The 26,086-nt window shown below is 65.2% G+C and carries 27 protein-coding genes; 9 read left to right on the forward strand and 18 right to left on the reverse strand.

Annotated features, from left to right (window positions below):
• Positions 1–7 precede the first annotated feature (7 nt).
• Together CEW83_RS17470 and CEW83_RS17475 are read right to left on the reverse strand one after the other, a co-directional pair.
• Entirely contained in the window at positions 8–1,555 is a 1,548-nt protein-coding gene (locus CEW83_RS17470) for a sodium:solute symporter family transporter (RefSeq protein ID WP_108950483.1), read from the reverse strand.
• A 229-nt stretch (positions 1,556–1,784) separates the two neighbouring features.
• Positions 1,785–2,105, reverse strand: a complete 321-nt coding sequence (locus tag CEW83_RS17475; protein WP_108950484.1) for an EthD family reductase — start codon at positions 2,103–2,105, stop codon at positions 1,785–1,787.
• 65 nt (positions 2,106–2,170) lie between these two features.
• Here CEW83_RS17475 and CEW83_RS17480 point away from each other — a divergent pair, with 65 nt between their 5' ends.
• Both CEW83_RS17480 and sugE read left to right on the forward strand, forming a co-directional pair.
• Positions 2,171–2,746, forward strand: coding sequence for a DUF523 domain-containing protein (locus CEW83_RS17480; protein ID WP_234418888.1), 576 nt, complete (start codon positions 2,171–2,173; stop codon positions 2,744–2,746).
• A gap of 174 nt (positions 2,747–2,920) precedes the next feature.
• Positions 2,921–3,241, forward strand: a complete 321-nt coding sequence (gene sugE / locus CEW83_RS17485; RefSeq protein WP_108950485.1) for a quaternary ammonium compound efflux SMR transporter SugE — start codon at positions 2,921–2,923, stop codon at positions 3,239–3,241.
• A gap of 73 nt (positions 3,242–3,314) precedes the next feature.
• Here sugE and CEW83_RS17490 read toward each other — a convergent pair whose 3' ends face one another.
• Positions 3,315–3,560: a hypothetical protein gene (locus tag CEW83_RS17490; RefSeq protein ID WP_108950486.1), complete on the reverse strand. Its 246-nt coding sequence runs from the start codon at positions 3,558–3,560 to the stop codon at positions 3,315–3,317.
• 125 nt (positions 3,561–3,685) lie between these two features.
• On the opposite strand from CEW83_RS17490, the gene CEW83_RS17495 reads away from it, so the two are divergent.
• On the forward strand, positions 3,686–4,684 hold the full coding sequence (locus CEW83_RS17495) for a LysR family transcriptional regulator (RefSeq protein WP_108950487.1): 999 nt from the start codon (positions 3,686–3,688) through the stop codon (positions 4,682–4,684).
• 180 nt (positions 4,685–4,864) lie between these two features.
• A complete protein-coding gene (locus CEW83_RS17500; protein WP_108950488.1) occupies positions 4,865–5,245 on the forward strand; it encodes a thioredoxin family protein in 381 nt (126 codons plus the stop codon).
• A 51-nt stretch (positions 5,246–5,296) separates the two neighbouring features.
• Here the strand turns inward: CEW83_RS17500 and CEW83_RS17505 are convergent, their stop codons facing one another.
• The 4 genes from CEW83_RS17505 to CEW83_RS17520 are packed head-to-tail and all read right to left on the reverse strand — an operon-like array spanning position 5,297 to position 8,446.
• On the reverse strand, positions 5,297–5,602 hold the full coding sequence (locus CEW83_RS17505; protein WP_108950489.1) for an antibiotic biosynthesis monooxygenase family protein: 306 nt from the start codon (positions 5,600–5,602) through the stop codon (positions 5,297–5,299).
• 33 nt (positions 5,603–5,635) lie between these two features.
• Positions 5,636–6,577, reverse strand: a complete 942-nt coding sequence (locus CEW83_RS17510) for a ribose-phosphate diphosphokinase (RefSeq protein WP_108950490.1) — start codon at positions 6,575–6,577, stop codon at positions 5,636–5,638.
• A 25-nt stretch (positions 6,578–6,602) separates the two neighbouring features.
• The gene (locus tag CEW83_RS17515; protein ID WP_108950491.1) at positions 6,603–7,820 is read right to left on the reverse strand and encodes an exo-beta-N-acetylmuramidase NamZ domain-containing protein; all 1,218 of its coding nucleotides are present in this window, start codon (positions 7,818–7,820) and stop codon (positions 6,603–6,605) included.
• Entirely contained in the window at positions 7,817–8,446 is a 630-nt protein-coding gene (locus CEW83_RS17520) for a DOMON-like domain-containing protein (protein WP_234418889.1), read from the reverse strand. Before CEW83_RS17520 ends, CEW83_RS17515 begins: the two co-directional genes overlap by 4 nt.
• A 139-nt stretch (positions 8,447–8,585) precedes the next feature.
• On the opposite strand from CEW83_RS17520, the gene CEW83_RS17525 reads away from it, so the two are divergent.
• Entirely contained in the window at positions 8,586–9,767 is a 1,182-nt protein-coding gene (locus CEW83_RS17525) for an MFS transporter (protein WP_108950492.1), read from the forward strand.
• Positions 9,768–9,791: 24 nt separating this feature from the next.
• Here the strand turns inward: CEW83_RS17525 and CEW83_RS17530 are convergent, their stop codons facing one another.
• From CEW83_RS17530 to CEW83_RS17540, 3 genes are read right to left on the reverse strand one after another with little or no spacing between them, the layout of a single operon-like run.
• Entirely contained in the window at positions 9,792–10,610 is an 819-nt protein-coding gene (locus CEW83_RS17530; RefSeq protein WP_108950493.1) for a mechanosensitive ion channel family protein, read from the reverse strand.
• A gap of 29 nt (positions 10,611–10,639) precedes the next feature.
• Positions 10,640–12,928 (reverse strand): glucosylglycerol-phosphate synthase, encoded by a 2,289-nt coding sequence (gene ggpS / locus CEW83_RS17535; RefSeq protein WP_108950494.1) that lies wholly within the window; start codon positions 12,926–12,928, stop codon positions 10,640–10,642.
• 55 nt (positions 12,929–12,983) lie between these two features.
• Positions 12,984–14,252, reverse strand: coding sequence for an MFS transporter (locus tag CEW83_RS17540; protein ID WP_108950495.1), 1,269 nt, complete (start codon positions 14,250–14,252; stop codon positions 12,984–12,986).
• 284 nt (positions 14,253–14,536) lie between these two features.
• On the opposite strand from CEW83_RS17540, the gene CEW83_RS17545 reads away from it, so the two are divergent.
• From CEW83_RS17545 to murB, 4 genes are all read left to right on the forward strand, one after another.
• On the forward strand, positions 14,537–14,896 hold the full coding sequence (locus CEW83_RS17545) for a hypothetical protein (protein ID WP_234418890.1): 360 nt from the start codon (positions 14,537–14,539) through the stop codon (positions 14,894–14,896).
• Between the two features lie 103 nt (positions 14,897–14,999).
• Positions 15,000–16,280 (forward strand): tryptophan--tRNA ligase, encoded by a 1,281-nt coding sequence (locus CEW83_RS17550; protein ID WP_108950497.1) that lies wholly within the window; start codon positions 15,000–15,002, stop codon positions 16,278–16,280.
• Positions 16,281–16,450: 170 nt separating this feature from the next.
• Positions 16,451–16,897, forward strand: coding sequence for a PACE efflux transporter (locus CEW83_RS17555; RefSeq protein ID WP_108950498.1), 447 nt, complete (start codon positions 16,451–16,453; stop codon positions 16,895–16,897).
• 25 nt (positions 16,898–16,922) lie between these two features.
• Positions 16,923–17,939, forward strand: a complete 1,017-nt coding sequence (gene murB / locus CEW83_RS17560; protein ID WP_108950499.1) for a UDP-N-acetylmuramate dehydrogenase — start codon at positions 16,923–16,925, stop codon at positions 17,937–17,939.
• Positions 17,940–17,969: 30 nt separating this feature from the next.
• On the opposite strand, the gene CEW83_RS17565 is transcribed toward murB, so the two are convergent.
• From CEW83_RS17565 to CEW83_RS17600, 8 genes are all read right to left on the reverse strand, one after another.
• Positions 17,970–18,728: a polysaccharide deacetylase family protein gene (locus CEW83_RS17565; RefSeq protein WP_108950500.1), complete on the reverse strand. Its 759-nt coding sequence runs from the start codon at positions 18,726–18,728 to the stop codon at positions 17,970–17,972.
• Between the two features lies 1 nt (position 18,729).
• Positions 18,730–19,800 (reverse strand): glycosyltransferase, encoded by a 1,071-nt coding sequence (locus CEW83_RS17570; protein ID WP_108950501.1) that lies wholly within the window; start codon positions 19,798–19,800, stop codon positions 18,730–18,732.
• 55 nt (positions 19,801–19,855) lie between these two features.
• A complete protein-coding gene (locus CEW83_RS17575; RefSeq protein WP_108950502.1) occupies positions 19,856–20,974 on the reverse strand; it encodes a glycosyltransferase family 4 protein in 1,119 nt (372 codons plus the stop codon).
• Positions 20,971–22,017 carry a glycosyltransferase family 9 protein gene (locus tag CEW83_RS17580; protein WP_108950503.1) on the reverse strand — a complete coding sequence of 349 codons (1,047 nt, stop codon included), beginning with the start codon at positions 22,015–22,017 and terminating at the stop codon, positions 20,971–20,973. The genes CEW83_RS17575 and CEW83_RS17580 overlap by 4 nt, the downstream gene beginning before the upstream one ends.
• A 70-nt stretch (positions 22,018–22,087) precedes the next feature.
• Positions 22,088–23,107 (reverse strand): polysaccharide pyruvyl transferase family protein, encoded by a 1,020-nt coding sequence (locus CEW83_RS17585; RefSeq protein WP_108950504.1) that lies wholly within the window; start codon positions 23,105–23,107, stop codon positions 22,088–22,090.
• A 4-nt stretch (positions 23,108–23,111) separates the two neighbouring features.
• Positions 23,112–23,723, reverse strand: coding sequence for a glycosyltransferase family 29 protein (locus CEW83_RS17590; protein ID WP_159099490.1), 612 nt, complete (start codon positions 23,721–23,723; stop codon positions 23,112–23,114).
• Positions 23,720–25,036: an O-antigen ligase family protein gene (locus tag CEW83_RS17595; RefSeq protein WP_108950506.1), complete on the reverse strand. Its 1,317-nt coding sequence runs from the start codon at positions 25,034–25,036 to the stop codon at positions 23,720–23,722. Before CEW83_RS17595 ends, CEW83_RS17590 begins: the two co-directional genes overlap by 4 nt.
• 9 nt (positions 25,037–25,045) lie before the next feature.
• Complete coding sequence (locus tag CEW83_RS17600; protein ID WP_108950507.1) at positions 25,046–26,080, reverse strand: polysialyltransferase family glycosyltransferase; 1,035 nt, start codon at positions 26,078–26,080, stop codon at positions 25,046–25,048.
• Positions 26,081–26,086 lie beyond the last annotated feature (6 nt).

The raw sequence follows: 26,086 nt of genomic DNA on the forward strand, positions 1-26,086 counted from the left end.
CTCCCGCTCACCAGAACGCAATGACCAGAAGCACGGTCATTGCGGTCAGCGCAACGGCGCCCCGCCGCACGATGCGCGGCGCTGGTTCCACGCGCGAGGCGTCTACCGATGCAAGCTGCCCGGCTGTAACCGTGCCGCCCAGGATGAGCTGCCACAGGGCGCATGCCACAAGGGTGACGACGAGCAGAACAAAGGCGACGATGGTGAAATGCACATCCAGCCAGCCCAGCTGGGTGGCAAGGAACCACACCGCACTCACGCCGTGTCCGCTGAGCAGGCCGGCCAGTGCGGCATTGGCCGAAAGTCGCGTGGACAGCATGCCAGCGGCAAAGACGGCGACGAGCGGCGGGGTGACGTAGGCAAAGGCCTGCTGAAGATAGGCGAACAGGCCGGGGAAGTTATCGATGGCCGGCGCCCACAGCGCGGCGATGATCATCAGGCCCAGGGTCGTGTAGCGGCCCAGACGCGCGAGCGCCTTGGTGTCGAGTCTGGGGCGGCGCGGTTGCACGAAGTCGCAGATCACCAGGGTCGAAGCCGAGTTGAGTGCCGAATCGACACTCGACATGATTGCCGCCAGCAGCCCCGCGAGCATCAGTCCAGCCAGCCCCGGTGGCGCAAACTCGGCGATCAGGCGCGGGAATACGGTGTCCGGGCGCTCAAGGTCCGCAAACAGCGCCACGGCCATGACGCCGGGCAACACCATGAGAAACAGTGGCAGCAGCTTGAGTGCGGCCGCGATCAGTGCGCCGCGACCGGCGACGCCAATGTCGCGCGCACCCAGCAGGCGCTGGCAAACGTACTGGTTCATGGTCCAGTAGTAGAAGCCCAGGATCGGCAGGCCCAGCAGTGTTCCAAGCCAGGGCAGGGCGGGGTCGTCCAGGGGGCGGATCAGGGAGAGCTTTTCTGCGGGAACGCGCGCGGTGACCTCGGCCCAGGAATAGTCGAACTCGGCGAAAACCAGCGCGAACAGGATCACCGAGCCGATCAGCAGCACCAGCGACTGCAGGACGTCCGTATATGCCACCGCACGCAGACCACCGGCGGCAGTATAGAGACCGGCAAATACAGCGAGGGCGGCGCAGGTGGGGCCGAGCGCCAGGCCGGGCACGAACAGCATCACCACCAGCGCCCCGGCGTAGAGGCTGCCCGCGGTATCGAGCAGCACACTCAGGATCAGGCTGGTGGCGGAAAGATAGCGGCGCAAGCGCGCGTCGAAGCGCTGTTCGAGAAGCTCGGGCACCGTTGTGATGCGGCGGCCGATAAGCACCGGCGCGACGAAGACCGCCGTAAACACGAGGACCAGCGCCGCCATCCATTCGTAATTGGCCACGGAGATGCCGGTCGACCATGCGGCACCCGGCAGGCCGATGAGTGTTGTTGACGAGATATTCGATGCGAACAGGGAAAGGCCGATGACGCCTGCGCCCAGCGTGCGCCCTGCAAGGAACAGTTCGTCCGCGTCAGGGTTCTTGCGCGTGACGCGCACGCAAACCGCGACGACTACCAGGAGGTAGACCGCCACGATCACGTAGTCAGTCGTATGAAGGACGTTCATCCGCGAATTCCGTTGTCGTGGTCGCCAGGGGTGACAGCCCTTTTTAGGAAACCATGAACGCGGACGGACGCGCAAGCCGGTGTGCTGACTTGCATTGATTCCACATGCCCGCTCAAGCCAAATGGCTGAGCGCCATGCAGGTCAGCCTGCGTCAGACGTGACCTGGACTGAATGCCGGGTGCGGGTCGCGCCGCGCTTTACGGAAATCTTGGACAGGAGACAGCTGCGATCAGGGCTGGCCGACCACGACCTCGCTGATCTGGAGGACGGGTGTCAGGTCGGTGTAGTTCGGGATGTCGGCCATGATCTGTTCGGCATGAGGACCAAAGCCGGCCTGAAAGGATTCGACCGAGTCGCAGTAGAGGTGGCACATCCCGATGTAGGTCGCGGGTTCGTCCGGCGCACCTCCTGCCAGTCCCCTGTCGATGGTGTAGAACCTGCACGCCTCGCCCATGAGGGACTTCACCAGCGGCAGGTGTTTGTCGCGATAGTAGCTGTGGTCGAAACGGGCGCCGGGCGTGTTCGGGTACATCACGCTTACCTTGATCATGTTCTTGTCTCCGTTCTGCTGGGCCGCGGGGGGGGGGGCGGCACTGATCGTGTACGATAAAGTTCGTGGCGTCCAATCGTGAGGCCGGTGCCCGTTTCAGCTTCCGGCATGGGCTGGAGATCATGCAATCCATTCTCGTGAGTGCCTGTCTGCTTGGCGAAGCGGTCCGCTACAACGGCGGAGACAACCGTTGCGACCATGCACTGCTGCAACGCTGGCTGGATGAAGGGCGTGTCGTGCCGGTATGTCCCGAGGTAGCCGGCGGTTTGCCGACGCCGCGCCCGCCCGCCGAGATTACGCGCAGCGGAGGCGGGCGGGCCGTGCTCGACGGTGAGGCGCGCGTTCTTGCGGTCGATGGACGCGACGTGACTGAGCAGTTTCTGCGCGGCGCGGAGCGGGCGCTTGCTCACGCCCAGGCAATGGGAATACGCGTGGCCGTGCTGAAGGAGGGGAGTCCCTCCTGCGGCACCGGCGCCATCTACGATGGCAGCTTCTCTGGCACAAAGGTGACGGGTGTCGGCGTGACCGCCGCGTGCCTGGCGCAGGCCGGCGTGCGGGTCTTCAGCGAACACCAGCTTGCGGACGCAGCACGGCTGCTCGAGCAGCTTGAGCGTGCGCCCGGTGAGAAGGCCGAACCCTGAGCCCAGGGGGCGGCCCAACCCGGTGTACCCGTGACATAATTGTTGCGGTGCAATCTGCACGGGCCCCGTTACCGCGGCGCCCGAATCGAAACACCAGGCTGCACTGGAAATGTGGACGACCTCATTTCCTTATCCAGTGATGGGGACGACCCCGGTACATGGCAGGTTTATGTGATGACGTGGTCGATTCTGATTCTGGCGGGATTGTTCGAAATTGGCTGGGCGATTGGCCTCAAGTATACCGAGGGCTTCACCCGCTTCTGGCCGACCGTGGGTACGCTGGTCGCGATCGGGCTGAGCCTGGGGATGCTTGGGATTGCGATGAAAACGCTGCCGATTGGCACCGCCTACGCGGTATGGGTGGGCGTGGGTGCGGTGGGTACGGCGATTTTCGGCATCGTGCTTTTCGGTGAGTCGGCAAGCGCCGGAAGGCTGATCAGCCTGGGGCTGATCATTGCCGGGGTCATCGGCTTGAAGCTGGCGACGCCGGCCTGAAGGCGAGTGCTCTGTCTTCAGGCCGGCGTCGCCTTGCGTTGCAATGCTGCGCTGAAGGCGCAGGTGCCGGGGTTCAGCACCTGCAGCCTGTCGTGGAGCCGGTGTCCCGAGCGACAGGGCGCGTCGTCGCGTTGAGCGCGGCGCGTACCAGTTGCTTCGGGCCTGCGGCAAGTGCTGCGAACAGACCTGTCATAAAGTCGTTGATCGCTTTACGGCGGAGCCGGTCTGCCTCAATGCGCACCTGCTCGTAGATGTGGACTTGATGTGTTGCATCCTGGTCCGGCCACAGCATTTCAATCGTGTCGTCAGCGTGGTTCATCGAAAGCACCTCCTTGTGGGATGAGTTGCACTTTATGGTGCTAACGGACGCACGGAAACCGCGTGATCTGCAGATTGGTATTGCAGTTTCTGCAAAGCCGGCCGCGCTGATGCATACTCCGCCTCATGCAACTCAACCTGAACGATGCCGCCCTCTTTGTCCGTGTCGCCGAGCTTGGCACGCTGTCAGCGGCTGCGCGCGAACGTAACGAACCGGTCAGTCAGGTCTCGCGCGCGATCGCCCGCATGGAGTCGGCGCTGTCCTTGCGCCTGCTGCGCCGCAGTACGCATGGTCTGTCGCTGACGGACGAAGGCGACACGGTTCTTGCCCATGCACGGCGCATGCTGGATATCGCGGCCGAAATGGAAAGCGAGCTGAGTGGGCGGCTGGCAGGCCCGAGCGGCCTGATCAGGATCAACGTCAGCCCGATTCTTGCCCAGATGGCCATCGTGCCCAGCCTGCCGGGGCTGTACGAACGCCATCCCGGTCTGCAGGTCGAGATCATGACCGATGACCGGGTTTCGGACCTCGTGCGCGACGGCGTCGATATCGCCATGCGCGCCGGCGTGGACAATGCCGAGAGTCTCGTCGTGCGGCAGATTGGCGAGCTCGGTCGCAATCTCTATGCAGCCCCTGCCTATCTGGAAAAGTTCGGCGTCCCGCGCACGCCGGCCGACCTGGCGGCGCATCGGCTGATTGCCAACAGTGCGAGCCAGTCGCTGAACCGCTGGCCGTTCAGGAAATCATCGCTGGCGTCGTCGGACTGGACCGGCACCGAGGCTGCCTGGCAGGGCAGCAGGAAGGGCTCGCGAGCTGCAGACCACAGCAAGGTCGATACCTTGCTGGTCAAGGGCCACACCCGGGCGGACAGTACGGCCATCGTGCTTTCGCTGGCGCTTCAGGGCATTGGCATTGCCCATCTGAACGAACTGCTGGTTTCGCCGCTGGTGCGGACCGGACAGCTTACGCAGGTGCTTGCCGATTACACCGAGCAGGAGCGCATCCCCTTCTATGCAGTGATGCTGCAGGAGCGCCACCGCCTGCCCAAGGTGCGCGCGTGCCTTGATTACTGGCAGGAGTGGTTTTCCGCAATGCGCTCGCACCGGGAGGGGGTGCCTGCGTAGATGGGCGCCGTTTTCGGGTTGGGGCAGATCGTCAGGTTCGTGTGGCTCGGGGCGTCATGCTGCGGAGCCGGGCGCAATAGATTCTGCCTACCGGCCATATAGGCAATTCCTTATGCGCCGTGCGTTTCACCCACCTGCGCATTGATGTACCCTGCCTGCCTGACTATAAGGAGCACGAGCATGAGCAGCGTCGAAATCACCGCCGACAACTTCAACGACACCATCGCCAACAACGGGATCGTGTTCCTCGATTTCTGGGCTGAGTGGTGTGGTCCGTGTCGCGGGTTTGCACCGGTGTACGAGAGCGCTGCCGCAGCCAATCCGGATATCGTGTTTGGCAAGATCGATACCGAAGCCCAGCAGGAGCTGGCTGCGACGTTTCAGATCCGCTCGATTCCGACCATCGCCGTGATTCGCGACAATGTCATGGTCTTCCGCGAGTCGGGCGCGCTGCCTGCAGCAGGCCTGCAGCAGGTCATCGACGGCGTGCGCGGGCTGGACATGGACAAGGTCCGGGCCGAAATCGCAGCCCAGCAGGACGCCGGCGCGCAGCCGGGCTGATGGCTTCGCGGGACAGCCCCCCGGTTGCTCCGGGGGGGCTGTCCCGCCCTTTCAGAGTACTGCTTCGAACAGCTCCAGCTGCGGCGGCCCCATGTAGATTTCGCGCGGACTCTTGCCGGCGTTGGCGTGCGCCTTGGCGAAGGCCTCGGACTGCGTCCAGTCCGCAAACGCCTGTTCGCTGGCCCACTCGGTGTGCGAGGCGAACAGTGTGTATTCCTCGGTTTGCGGGCCGCGCATCAGATTGAAGCGGACGAAGCCGGGGACTTCTTCCAGATAGCTTTCACGTTGCCGCCAATGGTCGACGAACGTCTCCTCATGGCCGCGTTTGATCCTGAAGCGATTCATGGCAATGAACATGGGGCGCCCTCCTGAAACGAATCCGTCCTGGATTTATTCAAACAGTGCGCCGACGCTCTCGCCGCTGTGAATGCGCTCGATGGCGGACGCGAACAGCGGGGCGACGGTCAGCACGGTGAGCTTGTCGAGTTGCTTCTCGGGCGCGACATAGACCGTATTGGTGACCACGATGGAGTCGATCGCGGCTTCGCGCAGGCGCTCGATCGCGGGGCCGCAGAGCACGCCATGAACGGCGCCGGCGTGGATGCTGCGGGCGCCGGCTGCACGCAGGGTGTTGATGGTCGAGATCAGCGTGCCGCCAGTGGAGATCTCATCCTCGAAAATCACCGCGTCACGGCCACGCACGTCGCCCACCACTTCACCCTGCTTGACGTCGGTGTCGCTGACGCGGCGCTTGTCGATGATGGCCATCGGAATGCCCAGCCGCTCGGAGAAGCGGCCCACGCGCTTGGCGCCGCCGGCATCGGTTGCCACCGCCACCATGTTGCCCAGATCGTAGTTCTGGCGGAAGTGATCGGCGATGGTCGGAATGGCGGTGAGGTGATCCACCGGTACACGGAAGAAGCCGTGCACCTGGTCTGCGTGCAGGTCCATGGTCAGCACGCGGTTCGCGCCGGCGGTGACCAGCATGTCGGCAATCAGGCGGCCGGTGATCGAGATCCGCGGCTTGTCCTTCTTGTCCGATCGTGCGTACGAGTAGTACGGGATGATCGCCGTGATGCGCTGGGCCGAGGCGCTGCGCAGGGCGTCGATGGTGATCAGCATCTCCATGATGTGATCGCTGACCGGCTCGGTGAACGACTGCACCACGAAGACGTCGCGTTCGCGGACGTTCTCCTGGATCTGCACATGCAGATTGTCATTGGAGAAGCGCGAGATATCGAGCTGGCTGGGGCGCACGCCAAGGCGGCTGCAGATCTCGCTGGCAAGGCCGTCGTTGGAGTTGCAGGCGAAGATCTTGAGGGCGTGTTTCATCGCGAGGGCTCCGGAAAGGTGGGGGTCAGGGATAGAGGAGGAAAGGGCTTCGGGTCTCGCGCCATGCTGCCTCGTCGGCAGTCGCAAGGGCGTCTAGGTCGCAGGCGCGTGCGGCGGGGTCGTCTACCCACTGACGCAGCACCGGACTGCCATTGATCAGGTCGATGGCAAGGCGGTCGTGCTCGTATTCGTAGGCAAAGTCGCGCCACAGCGGGTAGTCGGGCTGCTGCCGGCGCAAGGCCTTGAAGGCCAGCGCCTGCGCGCGCCACGGGCGGAAGGCGGCGTGATCGTAATGCGCGGGGTCTTCGACGTGGATCTGCACGCCAGCACACAGCTTGCCGGCATGCTTGTGGAAGGTCGGCTCGAACCAGCACTCGCGCAGCACGCAGCCGGCCAGCCATTCGGGGGCGAAGCTGCGCATGTCGGCGATGAGTGCGCGGGCGTCGATGTCGGGCGCACCAAATAGCTCGAGCGGACGTGTGGTGCCGCGACCTTCGGACAGCGTCGTGCCTTCGAGCATCACCGTGCCGGCGTAGGCGCGCGCCATCGACAGGTTGGGGGCGTTGGGGCTGGGGTTGATCCAGCTGCGCTCGCCCAGCGGCCAGCCGTAGCCCGGCGCCGACGCGGGTTGCCAGCCTTGCATGGTGATGACTTCGCACTCCACGTCGAGGCCGAGCGTGGCGATAAACCAGCGCGCCATCTCACCCATGGTGAGGCCGTGGCGCATCGGCATCGGCCCGGCGCCAACAAAGCTCTCCCAGCCTTCCTGCAGCAGCGTGCCCTCTACCGGTCGCCCGGCAGGGTTGGGGCGGTCGAGCACCCACACCGCCTTGCCGTGGCGGGCGGCCGCTTCGAGCACATAGCGCAGCGTGGTGATGAAGGTGTAGATGCGGCAGCCGAGATCCTGCAGGTCGACCAGCAGCACATCGAAGCTGTCCATCATCGCCGCAGTGGGCCGGCGCACTTCGCCGTAAAGGCTGAACACCGGGATGCGATGCACCGGATCGATGAAATCCGGCGATTCGACCATGTTGTCCTGCTTGTCCCCGCGCAGCCCGTGCTGCGGGCCGAAGGCGGCGGTGATGTTCAGCTCGGGCAGGGCCGCGAGGGCGTCTAGCGAATGGGTGAGGTCACGGGTGACCGAGGCCGGGTGTGCGAGCAGTGCGACGCGGCGACCGGCGAGGGGGCGGCGCAGACCGGCATCTTCGAGCACACGGTCCAGGCCGAACTTCACTGCGCTCATGCAGCCTCCGGTGCCGCCATGTTCAGTGTCAGCACGAATCCGCCGCGGTCGTGAAAGTCGGGCGCTGGTGCCGGATGCTTCAGCGCCCAGTATTCGAGCTCGCCGGTGTCGAGTTCGATGACCGCAGCCAGGCCGATCTGCAGATCGGTGCCGGTGGTGATGCCGGGCAGGCTGGAGGCAGGCAGTTCGGCTTCGAGCGTGAGACCGTCGGCCCGCGCGGTGTACTGGATACGGGGTGCCGCCGGCGCGCTGAAGGCATTGTCGCGTTCGCGGTAGGCCGTGAAGGCGTAGTTCGCCCACTGCCGCGAAGGCGACAGGTTGAATTCGCGGTAGGCCTCTTCACCGGGCGAGGCAACGAAGACCTCGAAGCAGGTGTGTTGCCAGAGCTCGTCCGCCGGGGCGCTTTCGGCTGGCGCCGGGATGCGCACGCGTGCAGGGTCGGCATCGAGCTCGAACACGAAGCGCGCACCGCCGTCGGACGTTGCATGCATGGTGCAGAGCAGGGCTCGGACTGGCAGTGGTGTGTCGTCGTCAGCGTTTGAAGAGGCGGCGGGCGTGCCGGGGAAGGGGCGCAGGCCGACGGTGATTGTCGGGATGCGGGCAGGGCTGCTTGATTTGCTGGTCACAAGGGCGTCTGGTGCGGGGCGGTGAGGTTGCCATTCACGCGTTTAAGCGTCGAAGGCGTAATGGTATCCCGTTCGCGGACTGCCCGCGCCCTCAATGCGTGCTTGAGTTGCCGTGCGGCTGGCTTCAGACTCGGCGTCCATGCGCCCCAAACCGATCGCGATCATCGTTCTCGCCCAGTTGTTCGGCACCTCGCTGTGGTTTTCAGCCAACAGTGCGGGTGACGACCTCATGCGCGCGTGGGGCTTGAGCAGTGCGGATATCGGTCACCTGACCAATGCCGTCCAGCTCGGCTTCATCATCGGTACCCTGAGCTTCGCGCTCACCGGGTTTGCCGACCGCTTTCCTGCCAGCCGGATCTTCGCCGCCTGTGCACTGATCGGTGCGCTCGCAAACGCCGGTTTTGCCATGTTCGCCGAGGGCATGAGCAGTGGCATGGGGCTGCGTTTCGTCGTCGGCCTCGCCCTGGCCGGCGTCTACCCGCTGGGCATGAAGCTGGTGGTGAGCTGGGTGCCGCAGCAGGCCGGGGCTGCGCTGGCGTGGCTGGTTGGCATGCTGACCTTGGGCACATCCTTGCCGCACGGCGTGCGCATGCTCGATGCGGGATGGGGATGGCAGGCCACGATTCTGGTGTCGTCGGTACTCGCGGTCGTTGCCGCGGGCCTGATCCTGCGGCTGGGCGACGGTCCGCACCTGGTGCGCCGCACCGGGATGCCGGCGCTGCATCTTGGCGAAGTGCTGATGGCGCTGCGCGAGCCGGCTTTCCGCGCGTCGGCGCTGGGCTACTTCGGCCACCAGTGGGAGCTCTACGCTTTCTGGACGCTCGTGCCGCTGATGCTTGCGGCACTGCCTGCCACGGCGGGCTGGGCGCCGTCTGCGATCTCGGCCGCATCCTTTGCCGTGATCGGTATCGGTGCGCTGGGCTGCGTATTTGGCGGCTTTGTGAGCCGCCGGGTGGGGAGTGCACGGGTGGCCGCGGCAGCGCTGGCGCTGTCGGCCGCGTGCTGCGCAATCTATCCGTTCGCGGTCAACGCGTCGCCGCTGTTGCTGGCGGCACTGATGCTGCTGTGGGGAGCGAGTGTGGTGGCGGATTCGCCGCATTTTTCCGCATTGTCTGCGCGCGCCTGTCCGCAAACGATTGTCGGCAGTGCGCTGGCCTTGCAGAACGCCATCGGCTTCGCGGTGACCATGGTGTCGATCGATCTCGGCACCCGGCTGTGGCCCGCGTGGGGCGAGCATGTTGCATGGCTGCTGCTGCCGGGGCCGGTGCTCGGCCTGCTGGCGCTGCGGCCCTTGTGGCGCACCCGGCCGGCCGCGAGCTGAGCGGGGCCGGCCGGGTGGCGGATATCAGCTCACGGTGTGGGCGTGAACGTCCATCTGCGGGTAGGGAATGGAGATGCCGTTCTCGTCGAAGGCGATCTTTATCCTTTCCTTCAGTTCGCACATCGTGGCGAAGTAGTCCGGCGTATTGACCCAGGGCCGGACATGCAGGTCCACGCTGCTGGCACCGAGTTCGGCAACACCGATGAAGGGCGCCGGTTCGGCGAGCAGGCGGGTGTCTGCTGCAAGCACGCGTTCTATCACGCTGCGTGCCTTGCGGATGTCGTCGCCGTAGCCGATGCCGAACACCAGGTCGATGCGGCGCGTTCCGCGTGCCGAATAGTTGGTGATGACGTCAGCGTAGATCGAGCCGTTGGGCACGATGATCTCGCGGTTGTCGGGAGTGCGAAAGATCGAGCTGAAGATGCTGATCTTCTCCACCATGCCCTGAGTGCCCGCAGCTTCGACGAAATCGCCGGCCTTGAACGGGCGGAACACGATCAGCATCACCCCCGCGGCGAAGTTCTTCAGCGAGTCCTGCAGGGCCAGACCAATCGCGAGGCCGGCTGCGCCAATCAGTGCGATCAGCGAGGTGGTGTCCACGCCGAGACGGTCGAGCGACGCGACCACGACGACCAGCAGCAGCGCACCGTTGAGGATCGAGCCGACGAAGTTCACCAGGATTTCGTCCAGCCCGGCACGCCCGAGCAGGCGGCGGGCCAGCGACACGATGCCGTGCGCGACCCAGCGGCCGACAATGAAAATGCCGAGCGCAAACGCGATGTTGATTCCCCAGGGCAGGGCGTACTGGTTCATCCAGTCGAGCGAAGCAAACTGTTCAAGCATGAGTTCTCCTGTAAAAAGCTGGCCGCATGTCAGGCGGCAGCAGGCTCGGAATCGTCAGCGAGGACAGAGTCCGTGTCCAGTGGCTGGGTCGTTTTCTGCGCGACGACGGCGTCGAGGAAGTCCTGCCCCCAGCGCTGGATGTCATTGTGCTGAACGATATCGAAGAGTTCGCGCAGACGTGATTCGGCTTCGGCGCGGTTCATTGCGATGCCGAAGTAGAGCTTGCCGATGAGGTCGTGGATGTCGTGCGGATTGGTCAGCACCGCGCCGTGCAGTTCGGCCGCAGCGCCGGCGAACTCGGACAGCACGAGTACGCCATGACCACCGGTCAGCCCCTGAGCCGCGACGTATTCCTTGGCCACGAGGTTCAGTCCGTCGCGCAGTGGCGTGATCCACATCACGTCGGCCATTGCGTACCAGCTCACCACTTCTTCGAAGGGCAACGGGCGGAAGAAGAACTGCACCGGCGTCCAGCCGACGCGGGCGAAGCGGCCATTCACCTTGCCTACGGCCTGCTCGATGCGGGTCTGCAACTCGTCATAGACCGTCATCTCCTTGGCCGCCGGCACGCACACTGCGAGCAGAGAGACCTTGCCGTGCAGTTCCGGATGCTCTTCGAGCAGGCGTTCGTAGGCAATCAGCTTCTCCAGCGTGCCCTTGGTGTAATCGAGACGCTCCACCGACAGGATGACACGCGTGCCCGAGAGGTCGCGACGCAGGGCCGCCATGCGCGCAGCGGCGCCGGGCGCGTCGAGCGCGGATTTCACGCGACCGATGTCGAGCCCCACGGGATGGGCGCCAAGGCCGATGCGACGGCCATGGACTTCGATCTGGGTGGTGACCTCGTCGAGCCCGACCGCGCAGCCGTACGTCAGGTAGCGCGGCGCGCACGCCTTGGTTTCGAGCACCTTGAGCGGGGCCACGCCGCGGGCCACGTCGACGAAGTTCTCGACCTGGCGCGGGATGTGGAAGCCGATGTAGTCACACTGCAGCAGGCTGCCGATGATCTCCCGTCGCCACGGCAACACGTTGAAGACGTCGGCCGAGGGGAAGTAGGTGTGGTGGAAGAAGGCAATCTTCAGGTCCGGACGCAGTTCGCGCAGGTAGGCCGGCACCATCCACAGGTTGTAGTCGTGAATCCAGACCACGGCGCCCTCGGCGGCTTCGGCCGCAGTGCGCTCGGCGAACAGGCGGTTGACCTTCATGAACACGATCCAGTCTTCCTCGCGGAAAATCGCGCGCTCCCAGAACGTGTGCAGCGTCGGCCAGAAGGCTTCCTTGGAGAAGCGCTTGTAGAAGGTATCGACTTCGTCCTTGGTCAGGGCCACGCGTGCCGCGAGCAGGTCGGGGTAGCGTTCGCGGTCGACTTCGGTATGGGTTTCGAAGGGGATGCCCTTCTTCCGGTCATGAACCGACCAGGCGACCCACGAGCCCTTGCGTCCATTGAAGAAGGACAGCAGGGTGGGGATGATGCCGTTGGGCGAGGTCGGGCGGCGGCGGATGGCCTTGCCGTTCTCGAATACTTCCTCGTAGGGCAGGCGGTGATAGACCATGACCAGATCGGCCTTGCCGGGCGCGTCCATCGCGCCGACTTCGGCATCGATGCCGCCGGGGCCAAGGAAGCCAAAGTGCGCCATCGCTTCGAGAATGCCGCCACAGCCGGTGTGGTGCGCATGCATGACCCGGGCACGGTCGCGGGTGGCCTCGAGCAGGGCCGGTTCGGATTCGCCGACACACACGCCGATGAAGCCCGCTTCGTACATCGACAGGTCGTTCAGGGTGTCACCGGCGACCAGGACTTCGTCGCGGTCGATGCCGAGGTGTTGAACCAGGGAGGACAGGGTGCTGCCCTTGTTGACGCCGCGCGGCAGGATGTCGAGGTAGCGATCGGCCGAATAAAGCACCTGGCAGCCGAGCTGGGCAGCGATGCGCTGGATGTCGGCGGTGATCGCGTCGCTGTCGCAGAAGTAGGAACAGCGGCGCTGCTGCGGGACTTCCTGGCGCTCAAGCCCGTCGAAGTGCGCCATGGCCTCGGCGACCGCGCGTTCGCCCGGCCAGCGCGAATCGATGTCCGACTGAAGCGGCTGTACCGGCTGACGGGTGTGGCCATCGACGATGGTGCCGCCGACGTCGCAGATGATGTAGTCCGGCACCGGGATGGTGGGGTCGGACAGAATGGGAAGAACGACTTCCAGGCCGCGGCCGGTGACAAAGGCAAGCTTGATCTCCGGGTGCGCGGCAATCAGTTGGTACAGGCGCTGACGGTTCTCGGGATGGCCCGCGAGAAAGGTGCCATCGAGATCGGTTGCGAGCAGCATGTGCGGTTCTCCTTGTGGGTGAACGCCGACACGGGTGCCGACTGGTTGGTCTTGTTTATGTGGATTGAGTGGTTTTGTCTGTGGCCGGTGCAACATGCTCTTGCGCATCGGCCGGGGTCATCATTTCCAGTACTGTAGGCGAGGTGCGCATCATTGGCATGAAATGCGCGGCTTCTTCGACGATGACGTCCTTGCCATGACGTGCGTGCCACCAGGCGAACAGCGCCAGCGGGGCGAGCATCAGGATGAAATGCAGTGGCAAGGCGATCGGGCCGAGCCAGCCCATCAGCACACCGGCCACCGTCGGGCCCGCTGCGGCGCCGGCCCCGTGCAGCAGAAGCAGGGCCGCGTTGCCCGAGAGGATGTCGTCGTGCGAGAGGTGATCGATGAGGTGGGCAATCACGATCGGGTAGATTGCGAACGAGGCCGCGCCGAACAGAAAGCCGCCGATCAGCACCACTTCGCCAAACTGTCCCAGTGCGGCCCACAGCAGGCCGGCGGCGCTCGCCGCGGCAGCGACGAGGGCGAGGGCGATGCGACGGTCGCCACGGTCCGAGAAATGACCAATGGGCCACTGCAGCAGCGCACCACCGAGAATGGATACCGTGATCAGCAGGGCGACGCCGGAGGCATCGAGCCCGATGCGGCCGCCGTACACCGCGCTCATGCCCCAGAAGGCCCCCATGGCCAGCCCGGACTGCACTGCGCCGGCAAAGGCAACCGGTGCAGCCTTCCACAGTCGGCCAAGACCGAGTCGCGGCGTCGGCTTCAGGGCGGGCGGCGAAAAACGGGTGGAGGTGACCGGCATCAGGGACAGCACGACGAAAATCGACGCGATGGCGAACAAGCCGAACTCGGCTGGTGAACCAAGGCGCAGCAACTGCTGCGCCAGGGCGAGCGCGCCAAGGTTGACCGCCATATAGACCGCAAAGATCTTCCCGCGCAGCTCGGCGGACGACTGGCTGTTGAGCCAGCTCTCGATCACCATGTACAGACCGACCAGGGTGATGCCGGTGACGACGCGCAGCAGCATCCACACCGGTGCAGACACCAGCAGCGCGTGCAGCAGCACGCACACTGCGGTGGCCGCAGAAAAGAAGGCGAACGCCCGGATGTGTCCGAGCCGGCGGATGACGGGCGGCGCAGCAAAGGTACCGACAAAGAAGCCGACGAAGTAGGCCGAGCCAATCAGGCCGAGGGTGGCATCCGAAAAGCCTTCCAGGCTGCCACGCAGCGCAATGACCGTATTGAGAAGGCCGGTGCCGAGCAACAGCAGCGCGGTACCGGCAAGCAGTGAGCCAATCGGTAGCAGGTGTGGGAGCATCGCGGCGGGCAGTCGCGAAGCCTGTCCATGCTTCGAAGCGGAGAGGGGCGCGACTGCGCAAATATAATTCGAGCAAATATTGTACTGCACAAAACGCGCTGACCCAAATCGCGACCTTGCGCACTGGAGAACGCTTACGCCTGATTACCGTCAACATGATCGCATTGCGCTAGTCTTGAACAATACCGGCCCGACGACAGAATGGAGCGTTGAGCCGGACCTCTGTGGCGGGCGCTTCTCCATGTATGAAGCATAGATCCATTGCATGCAGATGGAGCATGAACATGATGAAACAGTGTGATGACATGAGTGTGAGAACGCGCGCAATGCACGCACTTGCGTGCGCGGCGCTGGTGCTGGCCGCCGGCAGCGTGTTCGCGACGGCGGCTGCGGCCAGCACCAGTGAAGAGGTGGGGCATGCCGTCGGATCGACGCTGCGCGAGGTGGGCCAGGATGCGCGCGAAGTCGGGCGCGAGATCGGTCATGGCGCTGCCGAGTTTGGACGCAGTGTGGGCTCCGTCGCGCGTGATGCAGCCAGCACCGTGGGCAAGGGCGCGCGCTCCGTCGGCCACGCGGCGCGCGACGGGAGCAAGGCTTTGGTGCGTGGCATCAAGGGTGAGCCCGAGGCGGATCCGGGCAAATAGTCGCGTTCCCTGATCCTGCCCCGCTGCGATTGGCACGCATGCCGTCTCCCGTCCGGGCTGCCAAGGCGCTAAACTCCCCGCCTTTGACTTGCCGGACTGCATCATGGCCGTAAAACGGATCCTTACCGGAATCACCACTTCCGGAACGCCACATCTGGGCAACTACGCGGGCGCGATTCGGCCGGCGATCGAGGCCAGCCGCCAGCCCGGCTCCGAAAGCTTCTATTTTCTGGCCGACTACCATTCGCTGATCAAGACCTCCGATCCCGAGCGCGTGCAGCGATCCACGCTCGAGATCGCGGCCACCTGGCTTGCTGCGGGGCTCGATACCGACCGTGTGTGGTTCTACCGCCAGTCGGACATCCCGGAGATTCCCGAACTGACCTGGCTCCTGACCTGCAATGCGGGCAAGGGCCTGCTCAACCGGGCGCATGCCTACAAGGCTGCGGTCGACAAGAACGTCGCCGACGGCGAGGACCCGGACGCAGGCGTCAATATGGGCCTGTTCATGTATCCGGTGCTGATGGCTGCCGACATCCTGATGTTCAAGGCCCATTCGGTGCCGGTTGGCCGTGACCAGATCCAGCACATCGAGATGGCGCGCGACATTGCCGCCCGCTTCAACCACCAGTATGGCGAGCACTTCACGCTGCCCGAGGCCGCCATCGATGAGTCGGTGGCCACGCTGCCCGGACTCGACGGGCGCAAGATGAGCAAGAGCTACGACAACACCATTCCGCTGTTCGCCTCGTCTGCGGTGATGAAGAAGGCAATCGCCTCCATCGTGACCGATTCGCGTGCGCCGGGCGAGCCGAAGGAAACCGAAGGCTCGGCACTGTTCCAGCTCTATCAGGCATTTTCCACGCCGGCCGAGGCCGCAGCCATGCGCGACGCATTTGCAGCAGGCATTGCCTGGGGCGAAGCCAAGCAGGCGCTGTTCGAGCGCATCGAAGCGGCGGTGGCGCCGATGCGCGAGCGCTACGAAACCCTCATTGCCCAGCCGGCGCTGATCGAGGAGAAACTGCATGAGGGGGCGGCCAAGGCCCGCGCCATCGCCACGCCGTTTCTTGCCGAGATCCGCCATGCGGTCGGCTTGCGCCGGCTCGATGTCGTCAGCAGTGCGGCGGCGGCCGCGCGTCCGAAAGCCCAGGCGCTGCCCCAGTTCAAGCAGTACCGCGAGGCGGATGGAAAGTTCTACTTCAAGCTGATGAGTGCCGACGGTCGGCTGCTGCTGCAGAGCCAGGGTTTCGAGTCGCCCAGGGATGCGGGGCAGTGCATTGCCGGACTCAAGCAGGGCGGTGATGCGAGCGGAGTCGCAGCGCTCGGTGAGGGCGTTTCTGCCGAAGAACTCGAACAGGCACTGGCTGCTTTCGCAGCGGAGTGAGTTGCCGCGCCTGCGCATCCCGAAGGCAGGGCTGCGCAGGACGGGGCTGACCTCACCCCGGTGCCACTGCAGGGGGGATAGGCTCGGGCGGGTTTGCAATCCGTCTGCGAGCGGCCTATCTTCCATGCCTCTTCCATAAAGGCCTCGGCGTGTCGGTATCTCCTCCAAAAATGCGCTCGTTCCGCGATCGGCTGCGGCAGATCCTGCTCTTCGAGCTCGGAGGCCTGCTGCTGGTCACCCCCCCCTTTGCGTGGGCGAGCGGTGTGCCGCTGATCGACTCGGCCGGCTTGCTGGCCGTGCTCGCGCTCGTGGCCGCACTCTGGAATGGCGGATTCAACACCACGTACGACTGGATCGAAGGGCGCCTGACCGGGCGCACCGCGGACCGCCGGCCCTTCGCCCAGCGCTGCCTGCATGCGGTGCTGTTCGAGGGGGGGCTGTTGATGCTCACCCTGCCGGTGCTCATGCTGTGGACCGGGCTGGAATGGTGGCCGGCGCTGCTTGCCGATGTCGCGGTCGCGCTGGCTTACACCGTTTATGCCTTTGTCTTCAATCTTGGCTACGACCGCCTGTTTCCGATCAGCGGTGTGCGCCCGGCCGCCGCTCTGGATAAATGAACAATCGTGAAGCCTGAGCACTGAAATGCCGAATCGCACACTCGGGGCCGATCTGTCGGCACTCAATACCTTCGGCCTGATCGCACGCGCTGCATGTCTGGTGCGCGTGCGCTCGATCGAAGATGCACGCGAACTGCTGGCAGGTCCCGCTTGGTCGCAACAGCCCCGGCTGGTGCTTGGCGGTGGCAGCAACCTGATCCTGCGTGGCGACTTTGCCGGCACGGTGATGCGAATGGAGATTGGCGGCCGTCGACTGGTGCGTGAGGACGATACGCACTGGATCGTCGAAGCCGGCGCTGGCGAGCCGTGGCACGACTTCGTGCGCTGGACGCTGGAGCAGGGCTGGCCGGGGCTGGAGAACCTGTCGCTGATTCCCGGCACGGTCGGCGCTGCACCGATCCAGAACATCGGTGCCTATGGGCTGGAAATGGCCGACCGTTTCGAGTCGCTGGATGTGATCGACCTCGACGACGGCAGTGAACGCGTATTCGCCGCGGCGGACTGCCGCTTCGGTTATCGCGACAGCGTGTTCAAGCAGCAGCCGGGGCGCTGGCTGGTGACGCGGGTCCGTTTCCGCCTGGCGCGTGACTGGGCGCCGCTGACGCGTTATGCCGATGTCGAGCGCGAGCTCGCCGACAAGGGGATAGATACGCCCACTGCAATGGATATTTCCGATGCGGTGATCGCCATCCGTCGGCGCAAGCTGCCCGACCCGGTCGAGATCGGCAATGCCGGCAGCTTTTTCAAGAATCCGGTGGTCGAGGCCGACTGCTGCGCCCGCCTGCTCGCAGCCCATCCCACGCTGCCGCACTATCCGCAGGCCGACGGCCGTATCAAGCTCGCAGCTGGCTGGCTGATCGAACAGGCCGGGTGGAAGGGGCGCGACCTCGGTCCGGTCGGCTGTTACGAGCGCCAGGCGCTGGTGCTGGTCAATCGCGGCGGTGCCAGGGGGGACGATGTGGCAAGGATCGCCGTGGCCATCCAGGCCGATGTGCAGGCGCGTTTCGGCGTCATGCTGGAGCCAGAGCCGGTTTTCGTGTGAACGATGGCGTCAGCCTGACCGGGCTGCGACTTATGCGTTTGCGAATCCGGGGCGGCGGATTGACGGGGTGCGCGGTGCGTTCTTGACGTGCAGCCGCCACAGGAAGCCGAGCAGGTTGTCGCCGTGCGAGATCGCTTTGCGCGGCAGGGTCAGCGGGTCGTCGGTCGGTGTGGCAGGGGCGCGTGCGCAAGTGGTTGCCGTCAGGTAGCCCGCTGCCGCGACGGCATTGACCGCGCGCAGGTCATGGCTGCCGTAGGGGTAGCAGAAGTGCCTCACCGGCTCGCCGAGCAGGTCTTCCAGCTTCGCCTTCGAGCGCGTGACCTCTTCCATGATGCGTTGGTCCTCGCATTTTGCGAGTTTCTGATGCGTCGCGGAATGCGAGCCGAAATCGATGCCCGCCTTGCGCAGTTGCAGGATGCGGGCGGCGCTCATCAGCGGCGGGGTGTCGCGACCATCGGCAGCAAACCACGACGAGGGCTGGCCGAGCAGGTCGGCGATCAGGTACACCATGGCCGGAAACCCGTAACGCTGCAGCACGGGAAAGGCGTATTCGTAGAAATTCTCGTAGCCGTCGTCGAAGGTCAGGGCCACCGCTCTGGGCGGGGTCGGTGTGTCGCCGCGCAGGCATGCGAGGACCTGGTCCATCGACAGCACTGTATAGCCGAAGCGCGAAAGCCAAGCCATCTGTGCGGCAAAGCGGCGGTGGTTGCAGTAGGTGGACTGATGCGCCTTCATCGGCGCAAAGTCGCCGACCTGGTGGTACATGAGGATATTGATCTGCGGCTGCATGTCAGCGATTGTCCAGCAACTGGGCGTACAGCGAACGATACTGCGTGATGACTGCAGTTTCGGAAAAGTCGTCGCGAATGCGGGCTAGTCCCTTTGCCACCATCTGCCCGCGCAGCTCTGCGTCACGCATCACGGTTTCAATGCCGCGCGCAATCGCGTCGCTGTCGTCACAGGGTACGACCCAGGCGTCTTCGCCGTGGCGGGCAATCTCGCGCGCGCCGCGGAAGGCCGTGGCCACGAGCGGTCTGGCATAGGCCCAGGCTTCGAGGATGACGTTGCCCAGGGTCTCGGCGTCGCGAGACGGGAAGGCCACCATGTCAGCGAGATGAAACCACGGCGCAGGGTCGTGCTGCCAGCCAGCCCAGATGATGCGGTCTGCGATGCCGAGTTGGCGCGCTTGCTGCTCGAGCGACCCGCGCAGGTCGCCGTCGCCCAGCATCACGAGTCGCAGGCGCCGGCCTTCGATCTGCGCTGGCAGCTTCGCCATTGCCTCCAGCAGAAAACGCTGGCCCTTGACGTCGATCAGACGTCCGGCAGTGAGCATCAGCCAGTCGTCGCTGCGCAAGTCCAGGCGCCGGCGCAGCGCGTCGAGCTCGGTGACGGGCACCGAGCGTGCAGGGTCGGCGAAGTTTGTGATGTGGAATACCCTGTTCGCCGGCAGGCCGCCCTGAATCATCCAGTCGCACAGCCCGCGGGTGTTGCCGATCCAGGCGTGGGCGTGACGGAAAGGGTCGAGTTTGTAGTAGCCGCCCAGTCGCGAAACATGAACCTTGCCTTGGCCTGGCTTGATATGGGTGAGACGGGTGGCACGGCCCATGTAGGTCTGCACGATGGGCGCGTCGCTGCGCGCGATGGCACGTGAAAGCTCAAGTTTTGACAGCGGATCCCAGACGGTTCGCAACGGTAACGTGGAGAAGGGAACGGTGTTCAGGTGGTGCTGCGCCAGTTCCGAATCTTTGCGCACGATCGCGGCAACGTCTTCGCCCTGACGGCGCATGGCGGACAGGAAGCGGGCGAACCAGCGCTCGGCGCCGCCCATCTGCTTGCTGCCGATAATGTGGAGGGATTTCATTACACGTCCGGGCTTGGGTGGGGCTGTATCGACATCAGCCCGTTGCCGCCATGGGTCAGCCTGGATGGTGGCGGGACCCGGCACCGTAGAGCTGCGGGCTGAGGACGGAACGATACACGCTCAGGTTGCCCTCGCACATCGCGTCCACCGAAAACTCCCGCAGCATCATGGCCTGCCCGGCTTCGCCCATGCGCTGCCGCAGGGTGGCGTCGTCAAGCAGACGGTTCAGCGCGACGCCCAGTGCTTGAACATCTCCTGGCGCGATCAGCAGGCCGTTCTCGCCGTCGCGCACGGCTTCGGGAATGCCGCCGGCGCGGCTGGCGACGATCGGCACCCGCGCGGCCGAGGCCTGAAGCAAAGAGACGCCGAGGCCTTCCATGTCGGCCGGGTGGGCGAGGACGTCGAGGCAGCCGAGGACGGCTGGCAGATCGTCGACGAAGCCCATCATGCGCACGTTCCGCGCCAGCCCCTGATCGGCGATCGCCTGCCGCAATTCGTTCTCCATCGGGCCGCGGCCGAAGATCAGCACCTGCAGATCGGGATGTCGGGGCAGAACGTCGTGCAGGGCCGAGAGCAGGTGGCGGTGACCCTTGCGCGGGATGAGCTGGGCAACAGTGCCGAGTACAGGTGTGTCGTGGGTGAGTCCGAGGCTGGCGCGAAAGGCGGCCTTGTCGTAGTCGCGCAGATAGGGGCGGACGTTGACTGCGCTGCGCACGCAACTGGTCTTGGCGTCGGGCAGTCCCTCTGCCAGCAGGACCTGGCGGATCCCTTCGGAGATGGTGACGACATGGTCGTACAGCGGGTAGCGCGCGGCGACCAGCCAGGGCGATTCGGGGTTGTCCACCCTACGCGAGAGTACGCAGGGCACGCCGCAGAGAAGGGCTGCGAGTCCGCCCCAGACGTCGGCCCCGCGTCGGCTGTGAATATGCACGAGGTCGGGCTTTTCGGCTGCGATCAGGCGACGGAGGCGCAGAACGAGGCCGATGTCCACGTCGCCCTTCATCGGCATCTCGAACACCTTGCCGAAGGCCCGGGCCGGTGTTGCGATGCCGGCGCCGGTTGGGCAGGCCAGCAGGCTCTCGACGCCGCGGCGTGCGAGCCCCTCCATGAGATAGAGCACCTGGGTTGCGCCGCCGTAAAGGTGACGCCCGGCTTCGATATGCAGGATTTTCATGCGGCGATCGCCTCGTGAAGGACGGAGCGGGCTTCGTGCATCACACGCTCGGGAGAGATCGCGCGCAGGCAGTCGAAGCGCGCGTTGCAGCTTGGGTTGCGCCGACACGGCGAGCACGGCAGGCCGAGCCAGATCACCCGTGAATTGCTGCGACCGGCGTCGAGGTAGGGGCGGGTGGAGCCGAACAGGGCGACCGTGGGGGTGTTGAAAGCCGGACCCATGTGGGTGAGGCCGGTGTCGACGCCGACCACCAGGCCCGCATGGGCGACGATTGCCGCCGCTTCCGGAAGGCGTGTCATGCCCGCCAGCGAAACAGCACCCGGCATGGCCGCGGCCATGCGTTGGGCGGCGTCGCGTTCGGCCGGGCCGCCGAGAATGACCGGAGTCAGGCCGAGCTCGTCACGGACCCGTGCGGCAAGCGCCAGCCAGGCATCCTCGAACCAGTGTTTCTGCGGGCGGGTAGTGAAGGGGGCGAAGACGGCGTAGCGGCCTGCATGCAGGCCATGCGTGGCGAGCAGGGTGCCAGCCTTGTCTTCGGTCTCCGTGGCGACGAACAGGCGCGGGAAGAAGTCGCGGGTGTCCAGCTTCAGGTGCTGCGCCAGATGCAGGTACTCCGAGCTCACCCGGCCTGGCGTCCCGCCAGCGGCCAGCACCTCGGTCATCAGCCATTGACTGCCTTCGCGCGAGGCCAGCCCGATACGCCGTCCGGCGCCCGACATCCACGCCAGCAGCCCGCTCTTGAGCAGGCTCTGCAGGTCGATTGCGGTATCGAACTTGCGCGCCCTGAGTGCCTTGGTGAAGGCACGCACGCGGCGAAACAGTTCGCCGAAACGACGCTCACGCCACAGCTGCTTCCACTCGGCTTTCGGCCACAGGATCAGTTCGTCGATACAGGGGTCGGCAGCGAGCAGTCCGTCCAGGCCCGGTTCGACCAGCCAGGCGATGTGTGCGGCGGGATAGCGTCGGCGCAAGGCGGCAACAAAGGGCGAGGCGAACACGATGTCGCCGATGGCCGAGCTGCGAATGAGAAGAATGCGATCCATTGAGTCCATGAACTCAATGTGCCCGCACGAATGTGAAGAAGGCGTTGAATTATCGTGGGCGGACTGTTGGTCAGTGCGCCTGGCTGGCGCGAGCGCTGTCGAGCCGGCTGTGGATCGCGTCGAACATGGCGTCGGCGCGGATCCGGGCTGATTCGAGGAAGGTCGTCAGTGCGACCTCTTCCGTGGCGCTGAAGATGTGGGCGGACGGGTCGGACACGGCTTCCAGCGTGCTCAGCGAAACGACCCGGCTGTCGTGCCCGAACACATCTTCGAGCAGGCCGGAGATCTTGGGGGTGTTGGATGCAAGCGCGAGGAAGGGGGTGTGCGTGGCCAGCGCCAGGGTCACGGCATGGAAGCGCCCGGTGCACAGCAGTTGATGGGTGGCGAGCCAGGCGACGAAGCGCTTGCGGTTGCGCGTATTGCGCCCGGTCAGCACCGCGTGCAGCCACTTTGCACCGCGGCGCAGATATTCGCGCAGGGCATGCTCGGCGCGACTCGGGAAGGCCGCGTGGGTCAGCCTGCTGTAATCCCATCCCCTGGCCTTGCTGAGGCGTTTGAGGCGGGTGGCCAGGTCGGCCTTGACCGAATCGGTGCCGAGCATGCCCGTGCGCGGGCCGGTCGGCTTCGGGCATGGGGTGAGAAGCGTCAGGTCGGGGACGATTGCGGCCTCGATGCCACTGCCCTCGAGTGCAGCGAGCGAGCGACTCTCGCGCAGATAGATGGCGTCGAAGTGACGCAGATTGTCGATGATTGCGGGCTCGAGTTCGAACAATGAACTGTTGATGAGGAAGGACGGGATATTCGCCGTCGTGCGCGCGAAGGCAGCGATCTCGGTGAGATAGTGGGCGCGATCGCGGCGCGCGCTGTGATGGATCGAGCCCTCGCCATTGACGATGACCGCATCCACCGTCCGCAGCGCGGCGGCGACCTCTTCCCGTCCGCGCCAGTCCTCGCCCATCGGCCAGAAGAACGTCGGCTCGATGCCACGCTCGCGCAGGTTTGAAATCAGTGTTTCCATGACGATCTCGCAGCCGTAATGCGAGGTGCGGCGGGTGTCATTGAAGATTGCCACGCGGTAGCTGCGGGTCATGGTTTCAGTCTGCCTGGGCGAGGTTGCGCACGCGGCCGCTGGCGATCATGTCGGCGACGACGCGTTGCTCTTCCGCGCCGTCATGCGGTTTCGACGCCTTGCGCGGATGCTTGATGAGGCCGAAAAACTTGCGGTTGTAGAAGGTCCCGCTGGCGAAGAAGTCGAAGCCGGCAAAGGCCAGTTCGGCACACTTGCAGTGCTGGAAGAGGAAGTTGAGTGCAATCAGCCCTGTCGATGGACGGGCGGGCTCGATGCGGGCGTGAAGTGCTTCCCAGATCTCCACCGGATGCAGCACCAGGCGCTCGCCCAGCGCGCTCAGGTCGGGCATCTTCTCGCGCTTTGGCGTGGCCCACACCACCCAGGACGGTTTGAACCAGTCGTCGATCATCGCCGCGCTGAGTTTCTCCGACGACGTGAACACCACATCGGTGCGACTGCCCTGATGCTCGGGGGCGCGAATCGCCCCGAGGTTCATGCGCACGACTGCGTCATAGGCGTCGATGCGCGCACCGAGGTGCTGGGAGAACTGGCTTTCGCTGTTTCCGATCACCACCACCCGTTTGCCTTCCAGGTAGTGCCTGAGGCCGGAAATCCCGTCCTGTTCGCGTGTGTTCATACGGATCCTTTCTTTGCACCCGGACGGTCTGTGCATCGGAGCTGGCGGGTGCGAAAGGCGAGTGCGCCCGCGGGTACGGCCAGCGTCATGATCAGGATGTTGGTGCCGACGATGGCGGGGAAAAACACGTTCGACAGCGAGAACAGGAATGCCGCAGAAATGCACAGCAGTCCGGTCAGCGCAAAGTAGCGCCCATGGTCATCGCCCGAGGTGACGAGTGCCCGGTGGAAATGCCGGGCCAGACCGATCACGAAATACGCCAGTGCGGCCAGCCCGAGCAGGCCTCCGCGGGCGAGGGTATCCACGATGCCTGAGTGCAGGTGAGTGAAGTGCGCGGCGGCGGGGTTGAGTGTGCCCGTCTGCGCGCTTGCTGCAAGGTAATCACCGAGGTTGGCGACGCCGATGCCGAGCACCGGCCGGGACATGAAGGCGTCGAAGCCAACACGATAGAGGTGGAGCCGGGTGCCGATCGACGACAGCGTCATCGACGCCGCGTCCTCTTTGGTTGTCGTGAGGACGGCCATGACGTTGTTGAGCTCGTCCGCGGTGCGCTCGTTCAGTACCGGTAGCAGGCCCAGACCGATGATCAGCAGCGACAGGATGCCGATCGTCACGCCTGTACGAAGGCTGCGCCGCATGTCTCTCGCACCCAGGCTCAGAATCCAGATCAGCACCGGCGCCACGACCCATCCGCCGCGGGTGCCGGACGCGTACGAGGCATAGATGCCGCAGCCGAGCGCGATCAGGGTGCAGGTCTGGAACAGCGGCGTTCTTTCGGCCGTCGGGGTCACGACCCACGCGGCAAGGGCCAGAAATCCGAGAAGGAGGGCGTCGTTGCCGAACGGGATGGCGTTCATGAAGCCGCTGACCCGCTCCAGGCCGAGTACCTGCGCCTGGTATGCGGCCAGCGCCGCAGCGGCGACGCAGCCGACGATGACCCCCCAGCGCAGTGATCGTGCATGGATGCCTGTCCGGCTGATGGCGAAGTAGACGAGGAAGCCGAGCACCAGTCTGCCCGACTTGTCGAGCATGCCGGGGTCCCAGCCGGTCAGCGCCATGTTGAGCACATCGTGCACTGGCAGCACCAGGAACAGTGCTGCCATCTTCAGATCGCTGCGGTCCGCATCCTTCCGGTACACGAGCAGCGCGAGGCCGACGATTGCCAGCAGGGCGGCCATCGTGCCCGGACTGCCTGCACCGCGCAGGCTGACGAGACCTGCAAAAGTGAGCCAGACTGCAAAATCGCAGAACACGCGCAGGGCTCGGTGCGTATCGGCAGAGCGCGGGGACGTCGGGGTCAGGACTGCGTTCATGATCGATGTTCAGGGATGCGTGGCGACGCCGAGCGCGGCGAAGGTGCGCTCCATGTTCTGCTTCTCTGCGGTGGATTTGAAGCGGATACGCGACCAGCCGAAGGCCTCGACCAGCGTTGTTGCCGGGTAGAGCTGGCGGGCGAACAGCAGTGCCGAGGAGCGCACGCCGACAACCGCATCGTAATGCGTGCCGGCCATGAACATTTCCAGGGTCTGCTCGGGGGTGATGACGCGGTAGTCGGGATGGGCGAGTTCCCGTTGTGCATCCTTGGGGTGCCCCTTGTAATCGATGGCGTCGAATCCATGGTCTGCGAGCCAGGCGCGGATCTCGCCCGTTACCGCGGCGAGATCGGCCGGCGACATGAGTTCGAAGCCGGTGAGCGGCTGCCCGATCACCAGCGCTCGTCGGCCAGTGCCGGCCGGGCCGGATTGCCCTGCGGCCGGTTCGACCAGTGGCGGCAATACATGCACCTTTTGCGCCGGGTATTCGTGCGGAAGCCCCGGCAGCACGTAGATGCGGTCACAGAAGGCCGCGTCTGAACCGATGCGGTCGCCGTCGAAGCACCAGTAGTCGAGCTCGGGGGCGATCAGTCGACGCAGTTTGCGTGCGTACTGGGCCAGCCGCTTGCCTGCGCTCAGCGGGTAGCGGCGGGTGCTGATGATGCCGTCGGGCAGGATGCGTGCGCGCATCGTCCGTGCGCCGCAGGCCCTGGGGAGCGCCCGCAGGAAGTAGTTGATGGCCTCGGTGTCGAACACCGCGCTGTGGATGTGCAGGGTGTCGCACTGGCCGACGAGCCCGGCGACGAGGCCGATGTTGGCGCGCAGCCGGCGGTGCCGTCCGAACACGCCCGGCAGGGGCTCCCAGCGCGGCCAGGACATGTAGCTTGCCGCGTCCCATTCCCCGGGTTGGATGATCGACACGACGCCGTGCTTGTACCAGATCAGCACCTGGCGGCTACCGGCTTCCGCCGTGGCAGCGATGCGGCGCGCGGCCAGGTATTGCAGCGGTGAGGCGACGAAGTAGAGTGCGGTGGTGCCCGGCATGGCGTT

This window comes from Parazoarcus communis, assembly GCF_003111645.1.
Lineage (GTDB): Bacteria > Pseudomonadota > Gammaproteobacteria > Burkholderiales > Rhodocyclaceae > Parazoarcus > Parazoarcus communis_A.

What these genes read in the sequence shown, in the direction of transcription:
- CEW83_RS17470 (WP_108950483.1), bottom strand. Translation starts at nt 1,555, where the DNA reads ATGAACGTCCTTCATACGACTGACTACGTGATCGTGGCGGTCTACCTC.
- CEW83_RS17475 (WP_108950484.1), bottom strand. Translation starts at nt 2,105, where the DNA reads ATGATCAAGGTAAGCGTGATGTACCCGAACACGCCCGGCGCCCGTTTC.
- sugE (WP_108950485.1), top strand. Translation starts at nt 2,921, where the DNA reads ATGACGTGGTCGATTCTGATTCTGGCGGGATTGTTCGAAATTGGCTGG.
- CEW83_RS17490 (WP_108950486.1), bottom strand. Translation starts at nt 3,560, where the DNA reads ATGAACCACGCTGACGACACGATTGAAATGCTGTGGCCGGACCAGGAT.
- CEW83_RS17495 (WP_108950487.1), top strand. Translation starts at nt 3,686, where the DNA reads ATGCAACTCAACCTGAACGATGCCGCCCTCTTTGTCCGTGTCGCCGAG.
- CEW83_RS17500 (WP_108950488.1), top strand. Translation starts at nt 4,865, where the DNA reads ATGAGCAGCGTCGAAATCACCGCCGACAACTTCAACGACACCATCGCC.
- CEW83_RS17505 (WP_108950489.1), bottom strand. Translation starts at nt 5,602, where the DNA reads ATGTTCATTGCCATGAATCGCTTCAGGATCAAACGCGGCCATGAGGAG.
- CEW83_RS17510 (WP_108950490.1), bottom strand. Translation starts at nt 6,577, where the DNA reads ATGAAACACGCCCTCAAGATCTTCGCCTGCAACTCCAACGACGGCCTT.
- CEW83_RS17515 (WP_108950491.1), bottom strand. Translation starts at nt 7,820, where the DNA reads ATGAGCGCAGTGAAGTTCGGCCTGGACCGTGTGCTCGAAGATGCCGGT.
- CEW83_RS17525 (WP_108950492.1), top strand. Translation starts at nt 8,586, where the DNA reads ATGCGCCCCAAACCGATCGCGATCATCGTTCTCGCCCAGTTGTTCGGC.
- CEW83_RS17530 (WP_108950493.1), bottom strand. Translation starts at nt 10,610, where the DNA reads ATGCTTGAACAGTTTGCTTCGCTCGACTGGATGAACCAGTACGCCCTG.
- ggpS (WP_108950494.1), bottom strand. Translation starts at nt 12,928, where the DNA reads ATGCTGCTCGCAACCGATCTCGATGGCACCTTTCTCGCGGGCCATCCC.
- CEW83_RS17540 (WP_108950495.1), bottom strand. Translation starts at nt 14,252, where the DNA reads ATGCTCCCACACCTGCTACCGATTGGCTCACTGCTTGCCGGTACCGCG.
- CEW83_RS17545 (WP_234418890.1), top strand. Translation starts at nt 14,537, where the DNA reads ATGATGAAACAGTGTGATGACATGAGTGTGAGAACGCGCGCAATGCAC.
- CEW83_RS17550 (WP_108950497.1), top strand. Translation starts at nt 15,000, where the DNA reads ATGGCCGTAAAACGGATCCTTACCGGAATCACCACTTCCGGAACGCCA.
- CEW83_RS17555 (WP_108950498.1), top strand. Translation starts at nt 16,451, where the DNA reads ATGCGCTCGTTCCGCGATCGGCTGCGGCAGATCCTGCTCTTCGAGCTC.
- murB (WP_108950499.1), top strand. Translation starts at nt 16,923, where the DNA reads ATGCCGAATCGCACACTCGGGGCCGATCTGTCGGCACTCAATACCTTC.
- CEW83_RS17565 (WP_108950500.1), bottom strand. Translation starts at nt 18,728, where the DNA reads ATGCAGCCGCAGATCAATATCCTCATGTACCACCAGGTCGGCGACTTT.
- CEW83_RS17570 (WP_108950501.1), bottom strand. Translation starts at nt 19,800, where the DNA reads ATGAAATCCCTCCACATTATCGGCAGCAAGCAGATGGGCGGCGCCGAG.
- CEW83_RS17575 (WP_108950502.1), bottom strand. Translation starts at nt 20,974, where the DNA reads ATGAAAATCCTGCATATCGAAGCCGGGCGTCACCTTTACGGCGGCGCA.
- CEW83_RS17580 (WP_108950503.1), bottom strand. Translation starts at nt 22,017, where the DNA reads ATGGATCGCATTCTTCTCATTCGCAGCTCGGCCATCGGCGACATCGTG.
- CEW83_RS17585 (WP_108950504.1), bottom strand. Translation starts at nt 23,107, where the DNA reads ATGACCCGCAGCTACCGCGTGGCAATCTTCAATGACACCCGCCGCACC.
- CEW83_RS17590 (WP_159099490.1), bottom strand. Translation starts at nt 23,723, where the DNA reads ATGAACACACGCGAACAGGACGGGATTTCCGGCCTCAGGCACTACCTG.
- CEW83_RS17595 (WP_108950506.1), bottom strand. Translation starts at nt 25,036, where the DNA reads ATGAACGCAGTCCTGACCCCGACGTCCCCGCGCTCTGCCGATACGCAC.
- CEW83_RS17600 (WP_108950507.1), bottom strand. Translation starts at nt 26,080, where the DNA reads ATGCCGGGCACCACCGCACTCTACTTCGTCGCCTCACCGCTGCAATAC.